The sequence below is a fragment of the Cohnella rhizosphaerae genome (genome assembly GCF_029525575.1).
In the GTDB taxonomy this organism is placed as follows: domain Bacteria; phylum Bacillota; class Bacilli; order Paenibacillales; family Paenibacillaceae; genus Cohnella; species Cohnella rhizosphaerae.
In genome coordinates this window covers 299047-324169 of record NZ_JAPDIA010000009.1, presented here as the reverse complement: position 1 = coordinate 324169, position 25123 = coordinate 299047, and the positions used below count along the sequence as shown (strand labels likewise).

Below are 25123 nucleotides of genomic sequence, written 5' to 3'. Positions count from 1 at the left end.
ATGTCAGGACGGCCAGACCGTCGCAGGCGCTTCCTTGGTGTCGTAGGCCGAAGCCCAGTAGTAGCCGGCGGCCAGGATACGCGTCGGCGCGAAGCCGATCTCGCCGGAGGCGGCCGATATCGTCTCGGACGAAGCGACGTACGTGCCGCTCGCGCCCGCCGTCCCGTCTACGAACCGTCCGGCCATCGCCGTGAATCTGCCGTGCACCGAAGCCGGGATGCCCGCGCCCGTCGCGAGATCGGACACCCGGAGCGTGACCGTCGCCTTCGAGGCGGCATAGACGACGTCGATGTCGCTGACGATCATCGGCTTAAGCTCGGTGACGGCCGTGCGGGCCGAGACAACCGCAGATGCAGGTCCTTCGTGGCCCGCCAGATCGACGGCGGCGACTTTGTAATAATAGACCGTATCCGGCAGCAGGCCCGTATCCTTGAAGCCAAGCCCTCTGGAGGTGCCGGCGAGCCGCTCGGGCGACGGTAAAAAGTCGGGACTGTCGCCGCGGTAGATGCGGTATTCCTTCAGTTCACCGTCGTCATAAGCTCTGCCGTACGCGAGGTCGATCCGCTGGTAATCGAAGGCCGTCGCCGTCGGCGTACCGCCGATCGCGGTCGGCGCCTGCGTATCGGCGGGCGGCTGCCAGTAGACGGCGCCCGGTCCCCATGCCGACGGCAGCAGCAGAAGCGAGTCGTAGTGATGCAGCGCGATGCCGCCGAATGCCGGGTGGCTGCCGATCGCCGCGTAGACTTCATCGAGCTCGGCCTCCATATAGGCGCGTCCTTCCTCGTTGAAGCTGATCGTCTCCGGATCGCCGCCGTCGGCGATGTCCTTCGTTTCCACGCCTACGACGACCGACTTCGGCTTGCCGATCGACAGCGCATAATCGAGCTCGCCCTGGGCTTGCTGGATGATGCCGACGCTGCCTTCCGCCTGATCCCGATAATCCATGATGGAGATATAATCCGCCGTATCTTGGATGTGCTGGGACATCCACTTGACCGCGCCGTGCCAATCGATGCTTGCGGCCGAGGCCGACGAATCGTACCACCTCGGGATGGCCGCCCCTACGGCGAGCCCAAGACCCGACGCTTGCTTGCGCTGCATGAGCGCCTCCAGCATGTCGAGATACTGAATCTGCACGTCGGGATAGCTTGTATGAAAATCCGGCAGGCTGTAAGGCTCGGTATCCAGGTTGATGCCGTCGAACCGCTCGCCGTCAGCCGAAGCCAGATTGTAGTTCAGCACCTTTTCGAACTCGCGAACGGCCTGTTCCCGGTAACGCGCGTACGTCCCGAAGTACGGCGGATTCGTGCCGCCTGCGATCAGCGCCTGTACTCGGTACCCGCGATCATGCGCCCAGGAGACAAAGCTGCGAACGCGGTCGCGCTCGTCCTCCAGCATATCGATGCCGTCATAAACGCCTACGCCCAAGTATAACGTCGTCACCGCATCCTGTCCGAACGTCGTCGTGTCGGACGCCATGGCGTCCAGCACCGTGCGCGAGCCGGGATTCAGTATCAGGTTGTAAGAGGCGTTCTCCCAGATCCACATCGACCGGTCCTGATCGGCCGGCACAGTCGTCTCATGCGAGCCCGCGCCGGTGTCCACGTAGGTCGTGAGGCTGCGGCCGATGTTGCCGTTGCGGTCGATCACGCGGGCCTCGATGCTGTGCGTGCGGTCACCTTGACCGGAAGCGTTCCAGGCGTAGACGTACTGTTTGCCGCTTTTCGCCGCCTCCAGCCATTGTCCGCCGTCGATCCGCACCTGTACGCGCTGCACCGGTTTGACCGCATCCGGTTCGGTACGAATCTGCACCGTCCCGCTCACCGCGGCGCCGTCCGCCGGAGCAACAACCTCGATCTCAGGTGCGCTTGCCTGCGGATGGACGGCTCTGAACCGCAGGAAATCCGACCATGCATTGTACCGTGTGGCGACGTCCGCCGCGCGTACCGCCAGCTCCACCTCTCCGTGATAGGCCGACGTGTCGAGATCGTAATACCAGGTGCCCGACTCGTCGCCGTCCGGGTCGACCATGTGCGTATCGAAGATCCGCTCGCCGTTGACCACCAGTTGAACGTTGTAGGCACCTGCGTAGGTTCCTTCGATCCGCTTGATGTCCGACGTCACTACGGCTCCCTCCTGGAGCGAGTCAATCGTCAGTACGGCAGCCGCTTCCGCCTTGGGCATCGGCAAGAGCGCGCCTGCGGGCAATACCATCGTCATCAGGCACAATCCTAATCGTTGAACGCTGCGATGCATGGACCGTCCTCCTCTGCCTATCAATATGTTAGTTAAAATGACGTGAATAAACGCTATCGATCCTCCTCTGATCCTCCCCGTTATAAATGTCAGAGTAAAGCGCTATTATAAAGCGCCTTCTTCTTTTTCTTGTTCAGAGTATAAAAAAATGTTTGCTTATCTTACATGTATTTTCATATACAACTTGTGTTTTTTTGCTATAATGTGAGACATTCATTCGATAACAGGCATGCCGGAGGGGAATGAGCCGCGGCGGTGGAGGAGCAGGTTAAGCACCGTGTCACGTTGACGATCCATCAGAGACTGCTCATGCTGATCGTCTGTTTCATCTGTTTTCCGGTGCTCGTCATCGGGTGGTCCTGGTATCGCTCCTCGACGGAAACAATCGAGCAATCGGCGATCGAAGCCAACCAACGCATCATTGAGCAGACGAACGATTATCTCGACCTGTACGTGACGAATCTGGCCAACTCGACCTACCCTTTTCTCAACAATGCCCTGATCCAGACCTTGCTCGCTTCCCCGTCGCTCACGCCCTACGCTTATTTCCAGCTGTCGGAAAAGGTGGAGGACGATCTGTTCGCCCAGATGGTCTACGGCAGATCCGACATTGTCGGCATCTCCCTGATCACGAGCTCGGGTCGGCAAATGCACGACTTCAGCGAAGCGGACCAGCTGCTCGACATGAAGGAGATCCGCATTCGCAACGCCGGCTATATGACGCGGATCGGCGAGATGGACGACTTCCAGGTGCTCGGCACCGGCAAGGTGGGCACGACTCCGGTCTTTACCGTCGTGCGCAAGCTGTACAGCAATACGACGTACCGATACGAAGGGCTGCTGATCGTCGACCTGAATCTGCGGCAGATCGAGCATATCAGCCGCAATGTGTCGCTGGGCAGCTTCAACGTCTGGATCGCCGACTCTAACGGCTCTGTCATTTACGATTCCGATCCCGCATTGACGGATACGAGCCTGCCGCAGGAATTTATGGACCGCATCCAGGGCGAACGCCGCAATACCTCCTTTCGCCTGCGGCAGTCCGGGGAGGAAAAGATCGTGCTCTATGCCTTCTCCGGCTCGACGGATTGGATTATCGTCGCCGATATCTCCCTGCACGACCTGATCGGCAATATGATCCGGATGCGCAATCTGTCGCTCGTCGCCGCCGCTATCCTCCTCTTGGTCGCCATAGCCGCCGTCGCCGGCTTTTCATTCTCGTTCACCCGGCCGCTCACCAAGCTCCGACGGCTAATGGCCAAGGTCGAGGCCGGCGACTTTACCGTCCCCAAGCCCGGCAGGCGACTCAAACACGACGAGATCGGCTCCGTCTTCCGCAGCTTCTACCGGATGGTGGGCGAACTGAACCGGCTCGTGCTCGAGGTCCACTCCGCCAGGCTGAAGGAGCGGGAGCTCGCGATCAAGCACAAGGAGTCCGCGCTGCAGGCGATGCAGGCGCGCATTAATCCGCATTTCCTGTACAATTCGCTCGAGATCATCAACTCCGAAGCGATCGTCAGCGACAACCGGGAGATCAGCCGGATGACGACGGCGCTGGCCCACTTGTTCCGCTACAATCTAGGAAATTCCAGGCAGCATGTGCCGCTGCAGGAGGAACTGGCCCATATTCGCTCTTACTTGAGCATTCAGCAGGCCAGGTTCCCCAAGCTGCAGGTGGACGTCGCGATCGGCGAAGCGGACGCCGCCAGGGTACAGGCGCTGCGGCTGACGCTTCAACCGATCGTCGAGAATGTGTTCATGCACGGCTACAAGAACAAGAAGCCGCTGTATATCGGCATCGAGGGGACGGCGGAGGACGACGCCTACTGCGTGACCGTCGCCGATCGGGGCGTCGGTATGACGCCTGACCGGCTGGCGTCGCTGAGACGGCTGTTGGAGACGGCGGACGCGGATGCCGGCGATTCCGGAGCCATCTATGAGACTGCGGCCGGCGGCGACTTGCGAAAGCGGGTTCACGCGGAGGCTGGATTCCGCGAAGAGGATGCGCTTGAAGAAGATGCCCGCGACGGCGAACGTTCTTCCGCCGGCATCGGCCTGCTGAACGTGCATCAACGCCTGCGCTTGTATTACGGAGCGCCGTTCGGCGTGAGCATCCGCTCCTCGTCGCCCGGGGAAGGCACTGCATTTGTCGTCCGGCTGCCTTATGAGACTGGCCTAACCCTTCGGGAGGTGGAGAAGACCGATGTATCGGATGATGATCGTAGAGGATGAACCTGCCATTCACCGCAGTCTAAGGAAGCTCGTCGAGACCTCGGGCTTTGACGTCCGCATCGCGGGAGAAGCGGAGGACGGAGCCGAAGCGCTCTTGCTGCTGGAAGAGGCCGCGCCCGATATCGTCGTGACGGATATTCGCATGCCCGAGATGGACGGATTGGCTTTTATCAAGGCCGCCCGGGAAGCTTCGCCGCACATCCGGTTTATCATATTGACAGGCTACGAGCGCTTCGACTATGCCCGTGAGGCACTGCGGCACGGGGTGTCCGATTTTCTGCTCAAGCCGATCGATCCCGATCAGTTCGTGCAGACGCTCGGCAAGCTGCTGCAGGAGCTGGCGGACAGCGAAGCGCGTCACGCGAGACATAACGATCTGTTCCTGCAGCAGCAGGAGCAGATTAAGGAGCTCGCGGAGCGAATCTGGGCGACCGACGCCGAGGGCGCTTCGGCGAAGCTGAGCGAGATTCTGGCGTCGCACCGCGAGACCGCCGATGCCGATACGCGCGCGGGCCATTGGGCCGGCCACGTCATGCGGTCGGTGGATCAGGAGCTCCGCGCCAGAGGGTACGAGGGATCGGAGCCGGAGCAGGCCGATGAAGACCAACCAGTCCGGGAGGCGGACTGTCAGCAATGGCTGAAGGAAGCCTGCCTGCAAAGGCTTGCCGATGTCAAGGGCTCCCGCAACTTCGGCTCCCGTCAGACGATCAACAAGGCCGTTCGCTATATCGAGACGCATTATGCCCGCGAAGATCTATCGCTGCCCGAAGTCGCTGCCTCGCTCGGCATGTCGGTATCCTATTTGAGCCGAAGCTTCAAGGAGGAGATCGGCGTTCCCTTCGTCCAGCATCTGATCGGCGTGCGGCTAAGCACGGCGCAGCGGCTGATCCGCGAGACGTCCGAGCCGACGTCCGAGATCGCCTTTCGCGTCGGATTCTCGGATTACGCGCACTTCAGCAAGACGTTCAAAAAGCATTTCGGCATGACGCCGTCGGAGTACCGCAAGCTGCCGCATGCGGGCGGCGGACTGCCAGATTAAATTGGGGCACACGTGCGCTGCCAATTTTGCCTGCACCACGTTAGTCGGCACACCAAAAAGCCGCTTATCACGCGGCTTTTTGGTGTGCCCTGAAAGTAACGCCCGTCAGCGTTTCTTTGACCCGCCAACACCCTCGTGACCCGAAAGTAATTCCCGTCAGCGTTTCTTTGGCCGCCAACCTCCTGTTCAGCAAGAAAAACAGAAAGAGGCTGCTTCTTCGCCGCCTGCATTTAGGCCCGCCCGGTCTGCTGCGGAGCATTAGCCGCGGGCGCGGACGCGTCTCGACGCAAGTTCATCAGGACCAGCACCAGCGCAAGACCCGCGAGGAAGACGCCGAGCAGCCGGAAGCCGGCAAAGCTAAACGTCCCGCCCATAATCATGCCGGTGAGCAGCGAAGATAGAATCGTTCCGAGGTATCTGGATGTATTGAAGAGTCCCGAGGCTACGCCGGCAATTTCTTTGGGCGAGCTTCTGAACAAGGCCGCTTGCATGCCGACGGCGTTCAGCCCGTTGCCGATTCCGAAGGCTGCCAACGCCAGGCTTACGCCGATCACAGGAGAAAACTTACCCAACGCCACAAGCCATAAAGACCCCAGCAACATGAGCAGGGCGGCCGCAATTAACGCGGGTCTCGGTCCCGACTTGTCGATCCATTTGCCCGCGAACGGAGAAGCGGCGACCGAGCAAAGGCCGAGCGTCAGCATCAGAAGCCCCGTGTGAAACTCGCTGACCTGACGAACCGTTTGCAGATAGGAAGGAACGCCGAAAAAAGAGCGCATAAAAGAGCAGATTGACGAGCACGAACTGCACATTGACCCAAGTCATCGCCGGATATTGGGCAAAGGTCCGCAGCGGGACAAACGGCGACGCCGTCGTCAGCTCGCGACTTGCGAATAAAATCAGCGACACCAGGCCGATCCCCCCCGGCGACGATGCTCTGCATCGGGACGTGCCCGGCCGTCTTGATAGACAGCAAGCCGATGAGCAAACCTAGCAATCCCGCCGCAAAAAGCAGGATCCCGATCGCATCGATCTTCTCCGCCCATTTTCGAAGAGACAGCTTGCCTGCGGCCGCCGGAGCGTCCTCCGGAATCGCGTGGCGTGCCAGCAGGAAGCTCGCCGCCACGAACGGCACATTGACGATAAAGATCGCGTGCCAGTCCCATCGCTCCAGCAAGACGCCCCCCCGCAAAAGGGCCGATCGCCGCCGCTCCGGACAAAAATACCGACAGCACGGACAGCGCCGATGCCTGTTTTTCCGTCACGTGAATTCTGACGATCGCCATGCCGACCGCGACCAGCATGCTCGTTCCGATCGACTGCGCGACGCGCGACGCGATCAGCCATCCGAAGCCCGGCGACAACGGGGCCAGCATCGAGGAGAAGAAGGATACGACGAGCCCTGCGAGAAAGATTTTTCTGCGGCCGAACAGATCGCTGACCTTGCCCATGACGGGCTGGGCGATCGCGCTCGCCAAATAAAAAGAAAAGATGATCCAGGATACTTCCGTATAGTCGAGCTCGTAAACCTGCTGCAAACGCGCGATCGCGACGGCGATCATCGAAGAATTTAACGGATTTAACAACACGCCCAACCCGACTGCGATCAACAGCTTTCTGCTGCGGACATCCATTTATGCTTCCCCCTCCAACAACCTCGCTACAGCCATCTTACTTCATGCCATTCATTTACTCCAACGCATTTTAAGCTATACTAATATTGACTAGAAGGAATGAATCGAGCTGGAGCAAGGGAAGCAGGAGCTCGGCGAGCTGTCGGATCGGATGGAAGGTACGCTTAAGCTGGCAATGACGACCGCGAGCACGCTGCCCGGCATCTTAAAGGCGTTTCGGGAAAAGCGTCCCTCGGTCCAGTTTCATGCGCAAATGGCAAACCTGACGGAGATGATCGCGCTGCTGCGTCGCGGGGAGGTCGACTTCTGCATCACTTCGCCGCCTGTCGAGGAAGAGGACATTCACTGTCAGGTCGTGTTCCTCGATCCCTTCGTGCTGGCGGTTCCCAAGGGGCATCGGTTGGCGGATCGCGGCAGCGTGTCGCTGGGGGGGAGCTTAGAGACGAATGGTTTGTCGGCGTAAAAAAAGGGCTACGGCACGCGCGATTTGCTGGACGTCGTCTGCGATGCCGCCGGCTTCGCGCCCCGGTACCTGTACGAGGGAAATGAACCCGCAAGGCTGAGCGCTCTCGTAGAGGCAGATATCGGCGTGGCCTTTATGCCGGGCACGGCCAGATACCCGCACGCCAATGTCCGCTATCTCCGGTTGGAGGATGCCGGATTGACGCGGGAGATCGCTTTGTTGTGGCACAGGAGCCGCTACCTGTCGCAGGCGGCGCTGGATTTTCGGGAGGTCGTGCTCGCCTATTTTGAAACGCAGTCCTAGCGTTCGTTCAGGGGCTGAATGATCAACGGGGCATAAAAAAAAAGGAAACCCTCGGGAAGAGGATTTCCGCAGCTTGCATTAATTGTTTGTGCCCCATTGCTCTCGGCCATCGGCATCCGTCGTGTACCGGTGCGTTACCGACGCTTCGAGGATGTCGGCGTACGCCCAGTGCGTGCCGGGAACATCTCGCCATGTCGTGTCTGCCGCAGACGCGGATGAACTATCGCGACCGAGCAGCTTGTTCACGATCGCGACCGCCTCGGCGCGCGTCACGGGCTTGTTCGGACGGAAGCTGCCGTCCGCATAGCCCTTGATGATGCCGGCGCTTTGCACCTGCTTGATCGCCGCTTCCGCCCACGTGCCGGCGGTGTCCGCAAAGCCTGCTCCGGCAGCCGCAGCTGCATCGCCCGTCGCGGCGCCTGCCATCAGCTTCGCTGCCAAGCTGGCGAGCTCGGCGCGCGTAATCGGCTTCTCCGCGCCGAACGTGCCGTTCGCGTAGCCCTTCATGAGCCCCATCTTCGTCGCCGACGAGATCGCGCTTTTTGCCCAGTAGCCGCTCGCCATATCGCTGTAATCGATATCGGCCGTCGCAGCCGGCAGCGTCACCGTCCGCGACAGAATCGCCGCGATCTCCGCCCGCGTGATCGTCCGCTCCGGACGGAACGTGCCGTCCGCATAGCCTTGCACATAAGCCTCGTGCACATCGCCCGCCGTCTTCACGAGCGTGAACGTGCTGAACTTGCTCACCTTGAATTCAATGCCCTGTGCGCCGCTTTCGTCGGTGACGAGCTTGCCGTGCAGAAGCTCCTTCGTCCCGTCGCCGTGCTCGACGTAGATGCCCAGATTCGCAAGCTCCGCCTGGCTCAACGAGGTGCCCTTAAGCGGCATGATCAGCGTCACTTCGCGGTTTTGCAGATTCGTCTCGATCGTCATCGGCCGCCCGACGACCGTGACGCCGAGCTCGCCTGCCGCCGCCTTCACGGCCGCATCCTGCTCGGCGCGCGCCTTCACCTCTTGCTTGCCCGCCTCGCTCTTGATCGGCACGAACCGGAAGTAGAGCTCTTCCGTGAAGTCCTGCAGCGACGCTGCCGGGATCTGTACCTTCACGTTGTCCGTCACGATGCCGAGGCCGATCTTCGCATCACGGATCAGTTGGCCCGCTTCCTTCGGCACGATCACATTCACCTCGGACACTTCGTCCTTCGTATCCGGAATGACGATGTTCGCCATCTTCGATCCTGCGGCCACGATGCTCGCCACCGTCTGCTTCGCCTGATCCGCCGTCAGCACGACCTTGTCGCTCTTCGTGCCATCCGCTTTTTTCGTCCGCTCGATCTGCGCCTTGGCGACCGCGCCGCCGTTCGCAGCGCCCGCATCCTTCACGTCGACGTAGATGATCTCCTTGTCCGGCTGCCCCGTCGACGGCGCGTAAACCACTACGTTGCCCGCGGTCAGCGTCTTCGCCGTCTCGTAAGCTTCGACGTCCGTGACCGTGAACTGCCGCAGATCCGCCTCGTCGGCGACCTTCAAGGCGTAGTTGCCATACGCTGCGTCCGTCTTGATTTTAAACGTCACCGTAAACAGCTTGTCTCCAACCTTGAGCGCTCCGTCGCCGCCCGCAAGATCGGCCCAGGCCGTTCTCAGCCAGCCCGCTTCATTGTCATAGCCGCTGTCGAACAACTCGCCGCCGGGTCCGGCAATGCCCGTCACCTCAAGCGCGGCCGGGTCGAACGCGAGCTTCATGCCGTACGAACCGACATCCGCCGAGGCGTCCGTCAGCGTCACCGGCACCTCGACGGTCGCGCCCGGCTGGCCCGAAGCTTGACCGATCGTGACCGCGGCCGTCTCCCTTTTAGCCTCTACCGGTCCTGCCGCCGCACTAAGCGCCGCAGCGCCTGCAGTCGCTCCGCCCGTCGCGATCGGCGTCACCTCGAAGAATACGTACTTGCCTGCCAAAGCAGCAGTCGTCTCCAGCGTATTCGACGTTGCGCCTTCGATTGCCGTCTTATCCGTACCTGCGGCATCGGTTGCCATGTACCATTGATAGCCAGTGGCGCCTTCTGCGTTGCCCTCCCGGTCCGCGTATACGTAGCCGCCCGTCAGCGTCCGGCCGACCGCCGGCATGCCGGAGATCGCGACGTTCTCCGCCGTCGGCGCGTCGTTCATTACGCCAACCGTGCCCGACGTCAGGGACTCGATATCGACCGGATCGGCTTCAATCGTGTAGGATGCGGACGTCAGCGAGACGGCAGTGCCGCCCGGCGCCGCGTCCTTGTTAACCGTAAAGTACAATGTAGCGACCTTCTGCCTCTCGAAGACGAAGCCTAGATCGCCGAACGTATTCGCTTCGATGCCGACCGTGCCGGCCGTAGACGTATCCGCTTCGAAATGTTGCGCAGCCGCTTCATCGGCTACGGGAGCCGACAGCGTCAGCACATTCGTATCGTAGGTCAGATTCAGCGAATACGCCCAAAAGGCATCGTCGTAATCCGCAAGGCGTCCGGGTTCCAGATAGACCGAAATGGCGACCGACTGGCCGCCGATGCCTGCTGCATCGGCAATCTCGGCTTTGAAGCGCTGCACCGGCTCCGCCTGCGCCGCAGGCAGCAGGCCGAATATCAAGCATAGCGCCATTGCCAGCGCGGTCAGTCGGCGATAGACGGATCGCTTGTTTGTCACGCGTTCGATATTCATCGATCCTTACGCCCCCTTGCCGTTGTAAATGTTAAGAATGAGCTTGGCATCGTTCGCGTCTATCTTGCCGTTGTCGTCCATGTCCAGCATGAGCTTCTGCTCGTCGGTCAGCGTCAGCTTGCCGGATACGTACTTGGTGACCAAAAGCGCATCGGCAGGCGAGATGATGCCGTCGCCGTTGGCATCGCCCTTAAGGACGCCGACGGGTCCAAGCGCCTCGCTCTCGACAGGCGTGCCCGGCGTCGTGCCGGCCGACGCGGTCGGCGTTACTTCAAAACTCACATATTTGCCGTATTGGGCCGCCTTCAGCTCCAGCTTGATGCCGCTCGCGCCGGCGATGACCGTCTTGTTCGAGCCGCCGGCGTCGTCAGCCGCGTACCATTTGAAAACGGGCAAGCCTTCTGCATCGCCTTCCACGTCCGCATAGGAATAAGAACCGGTCAGAACCTGACCTAATTTAATGCCGCCGGTGATATGGACATTGCTCACAACCGGCGCTGCGTTCGCAGCGACCGCCGAAGCGCTCGTGTACGACACCGGCGTGCCCGTCGTCGTACCCGCGGCCGCGACCGGCGTCACTTCGAAAATAATATACTTGCCGACCTGCTCACTCGTCAGCGCCAGCGTGGACGCCGTCGCGCCCGAGATCGCCGTCTTGCCCGTGCCTGCCGCGTCCGTCGCCGTGTACCACTTGAACGTCGTCGCGCCCTCCGCGTCTTGTTCCGCGTCCGCGTACGTGTACGCGCCGGTCAGCGTGTTGCCGACCTTCAGCGTACCGCCGAAGCTCACCGCGCTTGCCGTCGGCGCCGCGTTGTCCAAGACCGCCGCCGCGCTCGTGTACGACACAGACGTGCCCATTGCCGTGCCCGCCGCCGCAACCGGCGTCACTTCGAAGATAATATACTTGCCGGCATGCGCGCTCGTCAGCGCCAGCGTGGACGTCGTCGCGCCGGCGATCGCCGTCTTGTCCGTGCCCGCCGCGTCGTTCGCCGTATACCACTTAAAAGCCGTCACGCCTTCCGCGTCGCTCTCGGCATCTGCATACGTGTACGTTCCCGTCAGTGTGTTGCCCACCTTCAGCGTGCCGCCGAAGCTCACCGCGCTTGCCGTCGGCGCCGCGTTGTCCAAGACCGCCGCCGCGCTCGTATACGAAACCGGCGTCCCCGTCGTCGTGCCTGCCGCCGCGACCGGCGTCACTTCGAAGATGATATACTTGCCGACCTGCGCGTTCGTAAGGGCCAGCGTGGACGCCGTCGCGCCCGAGATCGCCGTCTTGCCCGTGCCTGCCGCATCATTCGCCGTGTACCACTTGAACGCCGTCGCGCCCTCCGCGTCGCTCTCGGCATCCGCGTACGTGTAAGCGCCGGTCAGCGTGTTGCCGACCTTCAGCGTACCGCCGAAGCTCACCGCGCTTGCCGTCGGCGCCGCGTTGTCCAAGACCGCCGCCGCGCTCGTGTACGAGACTGGCGTGCCCGTTGCCGTGCCCGCCGCCGCAACCGGCGTCACTTCGAAGATAATATACTTGCCGGCCTGCGCGCTCGTCAGCGCCAGCGTGGACGCAGTCGCGCCCGAGATCGCCGTCTTGCCCGTGCCTGCCGCATCATTCGCCGTATACCACTTAAACGCCGTCGCGCCCTCCGCGTCTTGTTCCGCGTCCGCGTACGTATATGCGCCGGTCAACGTGTTGCCCACCTTCAGCGTTCCGCTAAAGCTCACCGCGCTTGCGGTCGGCGCCGCGTTGTCCAAGACCGCCGCCGCGCTCGTGTATGACACCGGCGTGCCCGTTGCCGTGCCCGCCGCCGCAACCGGCGTCACTTCGAAGATAATATACTTGCCGACCTGCGCGCTCGTCAGCGCCAGCGTGGACGTCGTCGCGCCGGAGATCGCCGTCTTGCTCGTGCCTGCCGCGTCATTCGCCGTGTACCACTTAAACGCCGTCGCGCCCTCCGCGTCGCTCTCGGCATCCGCGTACGTATACGCGCCCGTCAGCGTGTTGCCGACCTTCAGCGTACCGCCGAAGCTCACCGCGCTTGCCGTCGGCGCCGCGTTGTCCAAGACCGCCGCCGCGCTCGTGTACGACACCGGCGTGCCCGTTGCCGTGCCCGCCGCCGCAACCGGCGTCACTTCGAAGATAATATACTTGCCGGCATGCGCGCTCGTCAGCGCCAACGTGGACGTCGTCGCGCCGGAGATGGCCGTCTTGCCCGTGCCCGCCGCGTCCGTCGCCGTGTACCACTTAAACGACGTCGCGCCCTCCGCGTCGCTCTCGGCATCCGCGTACGTGTAAGTGCCGGTAAGCGTGTTGCCGACCTTCAGCGTGCCGCCGAAGCTCACCGCGCTCGCCGTCGGCGCCGTATTGTCCGGTCCCATCAGCTTCACGCGCAGTTGATTGGCTGTACCGTTCGTTTCTTGAAAAACGACATATAATTTAGTAACACTATTCTCCGAAACGGAAGCCAGGTTTGTGTTCATGGCGGCCTTGGTGGAATCCTTGTTCAAGCCGCCGGTACCGTTGCCGTCAACCGATACCCACGCGTTGTCGACATATTTCTTGGCGCGAATCCGAGACGGCGAGCCCTCGTACCAGCTTACAAACAGCGTGCCGTCCACGACGGCCATACGAGGCCTATATGCGCTCGTAGTCGTACTTTGGTTAATGCCGAATCCCGGCGCGCTGCCTTGAAGAAGTGTCCACGAGGTGCCATCGTACTTTTTTGACATAAATTTGATTTTGGCCGTCGCTTGTCTCGTGCCATGCGATATAGAGAGAAGTGCCGTCCGTCGCCAGGTCCGAGTTTTGCGCCCATTTGCTCGCATCGACATTCAGACCGTTATCGTCGTTGCCGTCAATGTAGCTCCATGACGATCCGTTGAATGCTTTTACATGCAAATTAATGGAGGAATCCTTGTTCTCGGACCAGGCGACGATCAGCTTGTTGTTCCACACTGCAACGCTGACGATCTGGGCAGAGTTCGAGACGCTTCGGTTTAGCGCGGAGCCGCCGTTTTCCTGCCCCCAGGAGGATCCGCTGCCGCTATACTTTTTTGACTCGCATCTGCGTGATGCCGCTGCCGAGCGCTTCGTCCCATAATAGATAGAGCGAGCCATTATACGCTGCAAGCTTGGCATTGCGGGCATTATTGCTCGTATTATAATTGAGTCCGCCGGCGCCGTCTCCGTCCACGGATACCCAGCCCGTTGCCGTAAGCTTCTTAACCCGAACCTGCCAATAAGGTGAGCCGGCCTCCTGCCATGCGGCGTACAACGTTCCGCCTAATACAGCCAGCGTCGGATTTTGCGCATCCTTGGCCGCGTTCACGTTAAGCGGCGTGTCGTTGTCCGCCGTCGACCATGTGCCTGAATCGCTATCGTACTTTTTGACGCGGATCTGCCCGTTGGTGCCGCTAGACTCCGCCCAGGTTACGTATAGGCTGCCTCCGAAATTGACCATGTACGGCGTCGAAGCCGCCTTCGACACATCGTAGTTTAATCCCGTCGTCCCGTTGCCGTCTACGAAGCTCCATGTCTCGGCCAGCGCCGCCGGAATGCGGAAATTCATAAGGATGATTAATATTGCCAATGCGCCCGCCATGACGGAAATCTTTCTGCTCTGGACGACTTTCAAGCGGATTCCTCCCCTTTTTCATATAACGGCGCTTCCGGTACGTGAGTCGCCCGTTCGCCCGCATTCGACAAAATGAAGCGCATTCTACGAAGCGATATGAAGTATAATAGATACGATAGACTACGCCTAGTATCGGAAAGACATCCCATAAGTGACTTTTAGTCACCTTGGCCAACGGAAGCCGCGCAACTAGAAAGGACGAACAACGTGCCTGCACAAAAGTGGAACGTATTGATCGTAGAGGACAATGCTCTGCTTCGCGGGGGGACTGCAGCTGGCCATCGACAGCGAGGAGGACCTTCGTGTCGTCGGCACGGCCGCCGACGGCCTCGAAGCGCTGGAATGCTGGGAGCAGCTCCAACCCGACATCATCCTCATGGACGTGCAGATGCCCAAGATGGACGGGATCGCGTGCATCAAGGAGATTCGCAAGCGAGACGATCGGGTGAAGATCGTCATTTTGACGACGTTTAACGAAGAAGAATATATATTCGAAGGCCTGGCGAGCGGGGCGAACGGATACTTGCTTAAAAGTCTGGATATCGACAAGCTGATCCGGACGATTCGCGATGCCGCGAACGATGCGTTCGTCCTGCCGGCGGAGGTCGCGGCCAAGGTCGCCCGCTACGCCGTCAACAACTCGCAGTCGGCGCGGCAGCAGCAGATGATGGACAGGTTCATGACGCACGATACGCTGTTCACGCACAAGGAGCGGCAGATGATCTCGCTGCTGATGCTCAAGCTGTCCAACAAGGAAATCGCGGCCAAGCTCTCTCTCACCGAGGGCACGGTAAAAAACAAGCTGACCGTCATTTACGATAAATTAAACGCAAACAGCCGGTACGATGCCGCCCGGCTGCTGAACGAATATATTCACGGCTTTGATTCGGGCAACTGAAGCGAGCGTTCCGCCTCGGCGGCCGACAAGAGCGGCAGCGCGATGCTGAACGTGCTTCCCGCGCCCTTCTTGCTGTCGACGCCGACCGAGCCTCCGTGCCGCTCGACGATTTCCTTGACGATCGCCAGGCCCAGGCCGCTGCCGCCTTCATTGTTCTCCCGCTGCGTGTAAAATCTGCGAAATACGTGCGACAGCTCCTCCTCCGCGATGCCGGTGCCGTAATCGCGAACGGCGATGACAAGCATGCCTCGCGAATGCGCCGGATCCGGGCGGACGTATGCCTCGAGCTCGATCGTATCGCCGACGCCTCTGCTGAACTTGACCGCGTTGTCGATATAATTCTGCAGCGCCTGCGCGATGCGGCCCGAATCGATCGCGGCGACCGCCTCTTCGCCGTTCTCCGCCGCCGTGCTCCACATGCCCCGGCGCAGCGTCATGCCTCCGTGTCTCAGATCCGACTCGAGCTTGCGATACGCCGCGTCAAGCCAAGGCCCCATAACGACAGGCTCGAACTGGAACGCCTGTCCGCCCGATTCCAGCTTGGACAGCTCGAACAGGTCGTCGACCAGACGTTTCATATACCCGGTATGATCGAGCAACTGCCGCGTCAGCGCTTCCCGGTTCGCCCCGGCTTTCCCTCGCAGCATCAGTTGCAAGTAGGTCTGAATGCCAACCAGCGGCGTACCCAGATCGTGCGCGATATTGAGCAGCATCTTCGTCCGGGTATCGTTCGCCTCGCGGAGGCTCCGCGTGCGCAGCGCCACTTTGTGCTCCAGGTCCGCGTTCAACCGGTTCATCTCCGCCAGCAGCATGTTGTTGCGCGCCGACAGCTGCGTATAGCGGTACGATACGATGATCGCCTGCGCCATGATAAAAGGAACGACGCTGTAGCCGAGCAGCTCCGGCGTGTCGGCCAGTCTCAGATAATACAGCATATCGTTTATCGAAGCCGCCACGATGATGCCCAAAGCGATCAGATGGATAAGCGCGCCTTCTCTTTTTCTCAAATAAGCCCGCACGCCGACATAAAACAAAAAATAAAGCAGTACCGCCGCCTTGACGACGGTCTGAAGAAGCATCGTCTCCGTGTAGACGCGGGCGGGCGTAAGCGCGACGAACAGCGCCAGCGCCAGTGCGACGGTGAGCGAGATTCTCACCATCCACCGCCCGGCCTCCTGCGGATATAGCCGTTTCATCAGGAAGATGCAGGCGACGAGGCCGCCGATCTCGCTCATATATTCGAGCTTGACGAGCAGCTCCCAGCTCTCGATGCCCAGCAGCTGCGTAGACACGTAGCCGTTGATGAACAGCGTCCGCAGCGACACGGCCAACGCCAGCAGACCGACCCAAAGCGTCGCTTGGTCCCTCCTGCGCATGGCGAAGAGGATCAGATGGTATACGCCGATCATCAGAAAGCCGCCGATGACGCAAATGTCGATGAGCAGCTCCTTCAGCACGAAAGGAATCAGCGCGGCGGTATCCCCGTACATGATGTCCCGGTTAATCCCGCCTTCGCGGAACGAATAGTTGGACACCTGCATGACGATCTCCACCGTCCGGTCGCGCGGCTGAAAAAAGACCATGTTGATGTGCGCTTGCGGTCGCTCTTCGCCCAGCGCGGTTCCCACTTTGCCCAGCCCTTCCATCTCCGCGCCGTCGATCCACAGCCGGTAGGCGCTCCCGACGGAACGGATAAAGAGCGCCTTGCCCTGGCCGACATCCGAAGCGGGCACGCGCAGCTGTAGCCGGTAGGTGCCGTATCCGTGCGTGTCCCATGAGGAAGGAACCGTCCGATAGGACGGCTGGATCTCGTTTAATTTCAGATCCTGCGGTTCGAGCAGCCTGTTCCAGTAAAACGCCCACTCGCCGTCAAGCGCGATCCTCTGTCCGCCGGCTTCGGCATCGTCACCGATCTGCAAGGCGCCTTCCGCCGCGTGCGGCTGCGATTGCGACTGCGTTTTCGGTTGCGGCTTGCTGCGATCCGGCGTCGCCCGCCGCGAACGCGCGCTGCGGAAGCGATGCCGCGGCGGCTGCCAGCGTCAACAAGATCAACAACGGGGCCAGCTTCCCCATCCATCTTCCGGGTATCCCTCTTCCGTGCATCCGATCCCGCCTCTTCGTTCGACAAAATACGCGATTATGCTGTAAGCATACTTCACGCTTGCCTGCGGGTAAACGAATTTTACCGGAAAATCAATTGAAGCCGCCGTTCACGCGAATCGTCTGTCCGGTGATCCAGCGTCCTCTGTCGCCTGCGAGCAGCTCCACCGCGTTCGCGATGTCTTCCGGCTCTCCCAGACGTCCGAACGCGTTCATCCGACGGAACGATTCGACCAGCTCTTCCGACTTCCCGGCAAGAAACAGCTCGGTCGACACCTGTCCCGGCGCGATGCAGTTGATCGTGATGTCCCTGGGCCCGAATTCCTTGGCCAGTTGGCGGGTCAACTGCTCGACGGCGCCCTTGGTCGCCGCATAGACGCTGTACGTCGGCAGCATCGCGCCAGAGACCGAGGTCGAGAAGTTGATGATCGATCCGCCCGGCGACATATGCTTCATCGCTTGCTGGCAAGCGAAGTACGTCCCTTTCACATTGATGGCGAATTGACGGTCGAACGCCGCCTCCGTCACGTCCGCGATCGCCGCGTTATCCATGATGCCGGCATTGTTGACGACGATGTCGACGCGGCCGTATTGCCCGAGCGTCCGCTCGAACAGCGCTTCGACGTCGCTTACTTTGCTCACGTCGGCGCCGATGGCGAACGCTTCTCCACCGGCTTGCTTGATCGTCTCTACGACTTCGTCCGCCTTGCCCGGATTCGAAGCATAATTGACGATCACCTTCGCGCCGGAGGCTGCCAGTTGAATGGCGATCTGCCGCCCGATTCCTCTCGAAGCCCCTGTGACGATCGCGACTTTTCCCTGCAATTCCATATCGAATCTCTCCTTTGGGTTGAACTGGCCGTTTTGCTGAATGCGTCGACCTTGTGAGTTCATTATAGAAAAGGTTGGCCGGCGCCGGGTAGAACAGACGTATTCGATTCTTGCCTATTTCTCTTCGGACCGGGTATGATAAAAAAAACGCGAAGCGCGCGGAAAGGAGCCGTTGACCGATGAATGAACCTTCGCGCCTGGAGCAGGCCCGGCAGCGATTGGCGAATGCGATTCAGCGCCATGCCCCGAGGAGCGGCACGCATCGAACGGCCATACCGGATTTGACGCTGCTGCACGCTATTAGAACGTCCGAACCGCTGGAGTCCGTCTACAAGCCCTCGATCTGCATCGTGGCGCAGGGCGCCAAAACGGCTGCCGTGGCGGACGGCACCTATACTTACGACCCGATGACCTACTTGGTGACTTCCGTCGAACTGCCGATCTTCGGCAAAATCGTCGAGGCTTCGCCCGAGATTCCCTATTTAAGCCTGAAGCTGTGCTTCGACGCCGACGTCATTCTGGACGTCGCCGGCGAGATCCGGCGTCCCGAGCTCGTCTCTTCGGAGCCGGTCCGCGGCATTACCGTGAGCCGCATGTCCCCCCGCCCTGCTCGAAGCCGCCTGTCGGCTGGTCGAGCTGCTCGATGCGCCGGAGGACATCCCGGCGCTCGCTCCCCCTCGTCATCCGCGAGATGCTGTATCGCCTGCTCCAAGGCGAACAAGGCCCGCTCCTGCGGTCGTTCGCCACGGTCGGCAGCCAATCGCATCTCATCGCCCAGTCTGTCCGATTGATCAACCGGCAATACGAGCGTCCGATACGCGTCGAAGAGCTGGCGGACGCCGTCAACATGAGCGTGTCGGCTTTCCATAAGCACTTCAAGCGCGTCACCGCCATGAGCCCGCTGCAGTATCAGAAGACGGTGCGTCTGCAGGAAGCGAAGCGCCTGATGCTCTCGGAAGCCGTATCGGCGTCCGAGGCGGCTTTTCGCGTAGGCTACGAGAGTCCGTCTCAATTCAGCCGGGAATACGCCCGCTTGTACGGTCGGCCGCCGATGCAGGACGTGCAGGAGCTTCGCGAGGCGGCAGCGAGTGGGGCGGGCGAAACGGGTGGCGGAACGGGTGGCGATACGAACGGCGCTGGCGGCGACGCGGTTGGCGAAATCACGAACGGCACAGGCGGCGACACGGGTGGCGACACGAACGGCGCAGGCGGCGACACGGGTGGCGGAATGGTCGTAGGCGCGGCGAGCAGGTTAGAATAGTGGCGCTAGACGTTCTTTCGAGGGTTGCGACGGTGAGCCGCGCGCGATAGATGCAAATATGCAGCTTTATAACGCAAGGGGGAATCGAGGTCTGAGAAAATACCTGCGAATGTGCAGGTATTTTCTTCGACTAAGCCCGTTTGGCAGCGAGCGGGCTAAAATACCTGCATTTTCGCAGGTATTGGACGCATACTGGGGCATTCGGGCGAAAAAAGATGTACTTTAAGTCAATTTCATAATTCAAACCCCTTGCTACGACTGACTTTTTTTGGCGCACTAAAGAGGAGTACCTCCCCACATTCTCGAAATTAAGGTTAGCCACCCAAAACGAGAAAGAAAGGAAGTACTCCTACGATACCAATTCGACAGGAAGAGCTCTTTTCCTTTGAGACCCTTCTAAAAATGTCCCCGGCGTCAAAAGACGACCTCATTTTGGAAGAAGTTCCTATTGCGAAAATCTTGTACGCCATCAGTAGCTTCAAACGACGTGGTCGGCCCGAAAGCTTGAACACCAGAGCGATGATCTTTTCGCTTATCCTTTGCAAAATCGAGCATATTCGCTTCATCAAGGACCTGGTCAACCGTCTGAAAAGCAGTGCAGAATTCAGATTGCGCTGTCACTTTACAGGCTCTGATCGGGTACCGAGCCAAGCCGCCTATTCCAGGCTTTTCACCAAACTTCAGCAGTCCGGTATCCTGCATGAGGTCATCGATATTACGGTGGATGCAGCGATTACAGAAGGCTTCCTGAAAGGTGAAAGCATGGCGGTGGACTCTTCGCATGTGGAAGCCTTTGACCGAAACCCCAAAATTGACGCGTCTAAACCGGCCCCGTCCATTCTCCCCAAGGAGGTAGAAGACAGCGAAGAGCCTGCTTTTCTGGACGCCGTCAGCCATGTCCCGCAGCCAGCTCCCAAGCCCGAGAAACCCAAGCGTGTCAAACGCGGGCGCGTCCCCAAAGCCGAGGAGGCCGCGTGGCGTGCGCAAGTCGAGGCCTATGAAGCTTCGTTAACACACTTCGAAAAGGAAGTTGCGGGGATGTTGTCTTGCAGCTACGAGGAACTCATCGCGGACATGCCGACCTATCCAAGTGTAGGAGCAAAAGGCGATCCCCGCGGAAGCGGACGCGTAAAATATTGGTACGGCTACAAGCTCAATTTGTTAGTGGATTGCCAGAGTCAGTATATTGTGACTGGCGTAAACTGCTCGGCTCATGTAAACGACCAACGTCCGGCGATCGTGCTGCTTAAACGATTAAAAGAGCGGTTCCCAACACTCCAGCCTAAGTACGTGTTAGGCGACAAAGGTTACGATAGCGAGCCCGTTTACCAGCAAGTTAGAGATGTAGGTGCATGTTCGCTTATTCCGCTTGTTCATCGCACCAAACTGCCGGATGGTGTAGATAAGCACTTGCGCCCAACGTGCAAACAAGGTCATTCGTACCGCTACGATAGCTATGATGCGACTCGGGATACTGTTAAATTTGTAGCACCCAAAGAATGCGCAGCCTGTCCGTTTCAAGCCGACGGCTGCCAAAAGGTGATAAAAAAACAAGTAAAAGAGGATGTTCGTAGATATACTGCACCTGGGCGAGGCAGTGAAAAGTTCCATCAATTATTTAAACAGCGGACCGCGGTTGAGCGTGTCTTTGCCTATTTAAAACTTTATCTGGAATTAGGCACGACGCGAAAGCTTAAAAGACGTGCATTCGTAGATATGGACTTAAGTTGTCTCACATACAATGTATGCAAACTTGCAATAGATAAATTAAACAAGCGCATCCGCGAAGCAAAACCAGCCGCTTAACCTCAAAAAAAAAGGACTTCCCCAACATTGGCCTCATGCTTGGCTCCATCACCAAATGAATTCTGAAATTGACTTCTTTTGCAGGTATTTCCGCTTGTCGCTCAACACCCCCCTCTTGCTCGAAACCTGCAGCCGGATCCGCACCCGCACTTCTGCTCGCACTTGCAAATCTACTCGAACCCGCACTTGTACTCGCAACTACATCTGCACTTGTATTTGCACTCGCATCCGCACCTGCACTTATATCGCCTGCACCTGTATCGCCTGCACCGACGCCGCCACCTGCACCTACATCGCCAGCCCGCCCCTCCTCCGCCTACGCGCCGATTTATTAGTAACCGCGCCGCAAACAGCCCTTGGCCGCTCCATTCGGGAACGGCCAAGGGCTGCATTGACTGACTTACGTCTACTGGAACGTTAAGGCATCCACTTCTACGTAATAGTTCGTCGATCTCACGTTTTTACTGTTTTTCGCGACCACTTTGATCGTGTGCGTGCCACCCGTCAGGCCTTGCTTGCGATAGACGGCTACGTCGGTAAAGCGCTCCTCGCTGTACAGATCGACCGTCTGGTCCAGCACGCCGTCGATATACACGTCGGCCATCCCGTGATCGGCGTCCGTCTTGCCGCGCCATTCGACGCTCGTTCCCGTGAAGCTGGCTTGCATATACGCGCCGGCCGCCGTCGTATGATGGCCGGTATCGCGATAGTAGCCGGTGCCGGTCGAGATCCCGGTGCTCCACGTGCCGGAATAAGCCAGCTGCGAGTTGCTGTCGTCCCAGGTGACGATCGGCGTGCCCTTCGAGCTGTTCAGCCGGTCGACTTCCACGTAATAATCGGTAGATGCCGCGTTCTTGTCGCTGCGCGCGACGATCTTGATCGTATGCGCTCCGTCCGAGAGCCCGCGTTTCACGTAGATTTGGTTATCGACATACCGGTTGGCATTGTAGAGATCGACGGTCTGATCGAGCGTGCCGTCGATATACACGTCGGCCTTGCCGTGATCCGGACCGATGACGCCGTACCATTCGATGCTTGCCCCGTTAAACGTATATTGCGCATAGCTTCCGCCTGTCGTCGTGAAGTGGCCCGTGTTGTTCCAATAACCGGTGCCCGAAGGGATGCTGTTCTGCCATGTGCCGGCGTAGGTGAATCCTCTGGCCCAATCGTCGACGACCGTCGGCGTCCCCGTCGTAATGTTGAAGCGGTCCACTTCCACGTAGTTGCCCGTCGAAGCGCTGTTTCTGTCGCTCCTGGCGACGATCTTGATCGTATGCGGGCCGTTCGTCAGACCGACCTTGGAGTAAATCTCCGTATTGACGAAGCGATGGGCTGCGTACAGAATCGACCGAATTGTCCAGCGCGCCGTCGATATAGACGTCCGCCGTGCCGTGATCGGGACCTTTGACGCCGGACCAGACCACGTTGGTGCCGTTAAACGTATATTCCGAGTAGCTGCCCGCGGTCGTCGTAAAGTGACCGTTGTTCCCGGAATATCCCGTCCCCGACGGCACGCTGGTCAGCCAGGTTCCCGAATAGGCGATGCCTGCGTCGTTGTCTTCGACCACGGTCACGCCCGGCCCTACGCCCGCGATCGCGTTATGCATGTTGACCAGCTGCGCATACTGCGGCGCATTGATATGGCCTTCCTTGCTCACGTTCGGCCCGATGGAGATGACGCCGCTCTGGTTGGTCACCGTCGAAAAATAGTTGGTCAAGTCCAGCGTCGTGTACTTCATGCCGTTCCGCGCCCAATCGTAGCCCTGATAGGCCGTCTCGCTCCACTGGACCCCGCCGATCCATCTGGAATAAGGCGCCGCGTTGTATTGGGAAGGCACGTACTGGAGCAGGTTTTGCTCGCCCGTAATATAATCCGCGTAAGTGGTCATCGGCGCTTCTACCGACAGACCCGGATCGAAGGAAACGATCGCGTCGGCATTGCCGTGCTTGGCGGCCGCGGCGAAGGTCTGAAAATTGTGCGCCGCGGTGTAATCCGTGTACGCCTGCGAAATATCCGGCTTGCCGTACATGGCGCCGTTGTTGTAGGTCCCGTCGAACCACCAGCCGGCGACTTTCGAGCCGTAACGGTCCGACCATTCCTGAACGACGCTCTCCCACTTGGCCTGGAAGGCTTGCGGCGCCAGATGGTCGTAGATCGGCGTCGGATCGCCGAGCGCCGCGACCGCGTCCGGATCGTCCGAAGGCGAACGGGCGGGCAGGTACAGCATCAGCTTAATGCCGTAAGGATTCAGCGCGTCGTACAGATCCGCCGGCAAATCCCGCGTCGACATCTTCGACGTCGAAGCGGTGCGCCCGACAAGGCTGTCGTACGTCGCATTGGGCGATGCGAAGTAACCGCTGTTCTGACCGAGCGTAAAAATGACGTACTTCGCGCCGGTCTCGCTCACTTGCTTCGCAAAATAGTCGACGTCGAAGTTGTCGACCAACGTGTTCCAATCGCCCGTAATATCCCCGCCGCCGTACAGCCACTGGACGAACAGCCCGAATTTCCCCTGCATGAACCAATCCGTGTTGGCATTGTACGTCTGGGCCTGCGCGCGATGAGGCGGGATGAGCGCGAGAACGACCAGTAAAGCCAGAACCAACGCATACGTACGATGAGAACGTTTAAATGGACTTTGACGTGTCATCATGCTTGAACCCTCCCTTGGCGGATCGCCTGCTTAATGGCTTGCAGCTTCTCCCGTTGTTCCCCATCCAAATGACCGAACCGGTTGACGTGAACGTCCAGCGCGATGACGCCCTGCATCTCGATGGCGGACTTGACCCAATCCGTCAACTCACCGGTCGGCCAGTTCAGCCCTGTATTGCCCCAGCCCGCCAGATCCGTGACAAACCGCCCCAGGAACGTCCAATGGAACCACTGCACGCCTTCCCGTTCATCGGCCCATCGCCCGTTCGGGGGCAAAGGACCGATCTCGTTGGTCTCTCCCGCCGTATAGTCCTCCAGCCGCGAGTTGACGAGCCGGTCGCGGAAGATGCCGCCGTTAAAGGCCACGATGCGCGACGGGTTGCCCGACTTGGCGGCGCCGGCGAGACTGTACCAGTTGCAGGGCAGCGTCAGGTCGTCATAAGCTTCCTGAAACCACATGCCGTCGAACCACCAGCCCGCCAGCTTTTCCCCGTACCGGTCCGACCATTCGCGGATGACGGCCTGCCACTTGGCCTGCGTCTCTTGCGATGGCGCGACCTCCACCGGATAATCGAATGCCCGGTTGATGGCGTTATCCCCGTCTTCCAGATGCGCCTTGCTCGGCGGATTGGCCGGCACGTACAGGATCAGCTTGATCCCGTGCGGCGCCAGGGCGTCGGCGATCTCAAGCGGCAGATCGCGCGTCGAGGCGCGTTCGCCCGGCTGCAGGCCGGCGATGCGATCGTAGGTCGCGTTGGGCGAGAGCAAGTAGCCGCTGTTCTGCCCGAGCGTCAGGATGACGAAGCCGGCTCCGCTCTCTACGACCTGCTCTACATAACGATCGACGTCGAAGCCGGCGATCACCTCGTCCCAGCGCTCCCCGTCCCGCCATTTCTCGTCGTCGATCGGCGCCACCCGGTTCATGAACTCCGCCAGCAAATGGTGCGAGATGCCATATCGAGCGTCATGCAGCCAATCCGTATTCGGATTTCCTTCCGCATCGGCAATGGGGCCGATCGCTTCGCCGGTCAAGACGAGACGCTCCTCTCCGCTAACAAGCGCAGCCTCGCAACGGACATATCGGCCGACGGCGGCCGCGGAGAGCGGCAGCACATCGTAGTAAGCGCCGGCGATTGGCGTATAAATCCCATCCTTGGCATCCGAAGTGAGCCAACGGTAGGATGGCCCCTCGTGCCCCTCGTGCCGGGCGGATTCCCGCTCCGGCAAAATGATCCTGGCTTGCAGCGCTCCCTTCTTGCGGGGCAAGCCCGATATTTCGACGCGCGCTGCCTTCAAGCTTTCATCATTGGACGGCACGGGCTTCCGC

19 protein-coding genes and 1 pseudogene are annotated in these 25123 nt (G+C 59.9%); 7 read left to right on the top strand and 13 right to left on the bottom strand.

Annotated elements, in window-relative coordinates; translation table 11 throughout:
* Positions 1-3: 3 nt before the first annotated feature.
* Positions 4-2256, bottom strand: coding sequence for an Ig-like domain-containing protein (locus tag OMP40_RS35770; protein ID WP_277538668.1), 2253 nt, complete (start codon positions 2254-2256; stop codon positions 4-6).
* A 255-nt stretch (positions 2257-2511) separates the two neighbouring features.
* Here OMP40_RS35770 and OMP40_RS35765 point away from each other — a divergent pair, with 255 nt between their 5' ends.
* The gene (locus OMP40_RS35765) at positions 2512-4488 is read left to right on the top strand and encodes a sensor histidine kinase (RefSeq protein ID WP_277538666.1); all 1977 of its coding nucleotides are present in this window, start codon (positions 2512-2514) and stop codon (positions 4486-4488) included.
* On the top strand, positions 4460-5527 hold the full coding sequence (locus tag OMP40_RS35760; protein ID WP_277538664.1) for a response regulator transcription factor: 1068 nt from the start codon (positions 4460-4462) through the stop codon (positions 5525-5527). Before OMP40_RS35765 ends, OMP40_RS35760 begins: the two co-directional genes overlap by 29 nt.
* Before the next feature lie 230 nt (positions 5528-5757).
* Here OMP40_RS35760 and OMP40_RS35755 read toward each other — a convergent pair whose 3' ends face one another.
* The gene (locus tag OMP40_RS35755) at positions 5758-6339 is read right to left on the bottom strand and encodes an MFS transporter (RefSeq protein WP_277538662.1); all 582 of its coding nucleotides are present in this window, start codon (positions 6337-6339) and stop codon (positions 5758-5760) included.
* 87 nt (positions 6340-6426) lie between these two features.
* The gene (locus tag OMP40_RS35750) at positions 6427-7161 is read right to left on the bottom strand and encodes an MFS transporter (RefSeq protein ID WP_277538660.1); all 735 of its coding nucleotides are present in this window, start codon (positions 7159-7161) and stop codon (positions 6427-6429) included.
* 151 nt (positions 7162-7312) lie between these two features.
* Between OMP40_RS35750 and OMP40_RS35745 the strand changes: the two are divergent.
* Positions 7313-7927, top strand: a pseudogene (locus OMP40_RS35745) (LysR substrate-binding domain-containing protein).
* 78 nt (positions 7928-8005) lie between these two features.
* Here the strand turns inward: OMP40_RS35745 and OMP40_RS35740 are convergent.
* From OMP40_RS35740 to OMP40_RS35725, 4 genes are all read right to left on the bottom strand, one after another.
* Positions 8006-10621 (bottom strand): S-layer homology domain-containing protein, encoded by a 2616-nt coding sequence (locus tag OMP40_RS35740; protein ID WP_277538656.1) that lies wholly within the window; start codon positions 10619-10621, stop codon positions 8006-8008.
* A 6-nt stretch (positions 10622-10627) separates the two neighbouring features.
* Complete coding sequence (locus OMP40_RS35735; protein WP_277538654.1) at positions 10628-13240, bottom strand: dockerin type I domain-containing protein; 2613 nt, start codon at positions 13238-13240, stop codon at positions 10628-10630.
* A 34-nt stretch (positions 13241-13274) separates the two neighbouring features.
* The gene (locus OMP40_RS35730; RefSeq protein ID WP_277538651.1) at positions 13275-13568 is read right to left on the bottom strand and encodes a hypothetical protein; all 294 of its coding nucleotides are present in this window, start codon (positions 13566-13568) and stop codon (positions 13275-13277) included.
* 88 nt (positions 13569-13656) lie between these two features.
* On the bottom strand, positions 13657-14247 hold the full coding sequence (locus OMP40_RS35725) for a hypothetical protein (protein WP_277538649.1): 591 nt from the start codon (positions 14245-14247) through the stop codon (positions 13657-13659).
* A 247-nt stretch (positions 14248-14494) separates the two neighbouring features.
* Between OMP40_RS35725 and OMP40_RS35720 the strand changes: the two genes are divergently transcribed.
* Entirely contained in the window at positions 14495-15145 is a 651-nt protein-coding gene (locus OMP40_RS35720) for a response regulator transcription factor (RefSeq protein ID WP_277538647.1), read from the top strand.
* Here the strand turns inward: OMP40_RS35720 and OMP40_RS35715 are convergent.
* The 3 genes from OMP40_RS35715 to OMP40_RS35705 form a co-directional block, all read right to left on the bottom strand.
* Positions 15121-17064, bottom strand: a complete 1944-nt coding sequence (locus OMP40_RS35715) for an ATP-binding protein (RefSeq protein ID WP_277538645.1) — start codon at positions 17062-17064, stop codon at positions 15121-15123. The genes OMP40_RS35720 and OMP40_RS35715 overlap by 25 nt on opposite strands.
* Positions 17051-17248, bottom strand: a complete 198-nt coding sequence (locus tag OMP40_RS35710; protein ID WP_277538642.1) for a hypothetical protein — start codon at positions 17246-17248, stop codon at positions 17051-17053. The genes OMP40_RS35715 and OMP40_RS35710 overlap by 14 nt, the downstream gene beginning before the upstream one ends.
* Before the next feature lie 90 nt (positions 17249-17338).
* Positions 17339-18076: an SDR family oxidoreductase gene (locus tag OMP40_RS35705; RefSeq protein ID WP_277538639.1), complete on the bottom strand. Its 738-nt coding sequence runs from the start codon at positions 18074-18076 to the stop codon at positions 17339-17341.
* A gap of 179 nt (positions 18077-18255) precedes the next feature.
* Between OMP40_RS35705 and OMP40_RS35700 the strand changes: the two genes are divergently transcribed.
* The 3 genes from OMP40_RS35700 (at position 18256) to OMP40_RS35695 (ending at position 21143) form a co-directional block, all read left to right on the top strand.
* Positions 18256-18867, top strand: a complete 612-nt coding sequence (locus OMP40_RS35700) for an AraC family transcriptional regulator (protein WP_420872113.1) — start codon at positions 18256-18258, stop codon at positions 18865-18867.
* Positions 18864-19337, top strand: coding sequence for a helix-turn-helix transcriptional regulator (locus OMP40_RS42810; RefSeq protein WP_420872112.1), 474 nt, complete (start codon positions 18864-18866; stop codon positions 19335-19337). The genes OMP40_RS35700 and OMP40_RS42810 overlap by 4 nt, the downstream gene beginning before the upstream one ends.
* Positions 19338-19739: 402 nt before the next feature.
* The gene (locus OMP40_RS35695) at positions 19740-21143 is read left to right on the top strand and encodes a transposase (RefSeq protein WP_420871864.1); all 1404 of its coding nucleotides are present in this window, start codon (positions 19740-19742) and stop codon (positions 21141-21143) included.
* Between the two features lie 406 nt (positions 21144-21549).
* Here the strand turns inward: OMP40_RS35695 and OMP40_RS35690 are convergent, their stop codons facing one another.
* From OMP40_RS35690 to OMP40_RS35680, 3 genes are all read right to left on the bottom strand, one after another.
* A complete protein-coding gene (locus OMP40_RS35690) occupies positions 21550-21972 on the bottom strand; it encodes a hypothetical protein (protein WP_277539714.1) in 423 nt (140 codons plus the stop codon).
* A gap of 214 nt (positions 21973-22186) precedes the next feature.
* Complete coding sequence (locus OMP40_RS35685; protein ID WP_277538635.1) at positions 22187-23797, bottom strand: alpha-L-fucosidase; 1611 nt, start codon at positions 23795-23797, stop codon at positions 22187-22189.
* Positions 23794-25113, bottom strand: coding sequence for an alpha-amylase family protein (locus tag OMP40_RS35680; RefSeq protein WP_277538634.1), 1320 nt, complete (start codon positions 25111-25113; stop codon positions 23794-23796). The genes OMP40_RS35685 and OMP40_RS35680 overlap by 4 nt, the downstream gene beginning before the upstream one ends.
* Positions 25114-25123 lie beyond the last annotated feature (10 nt).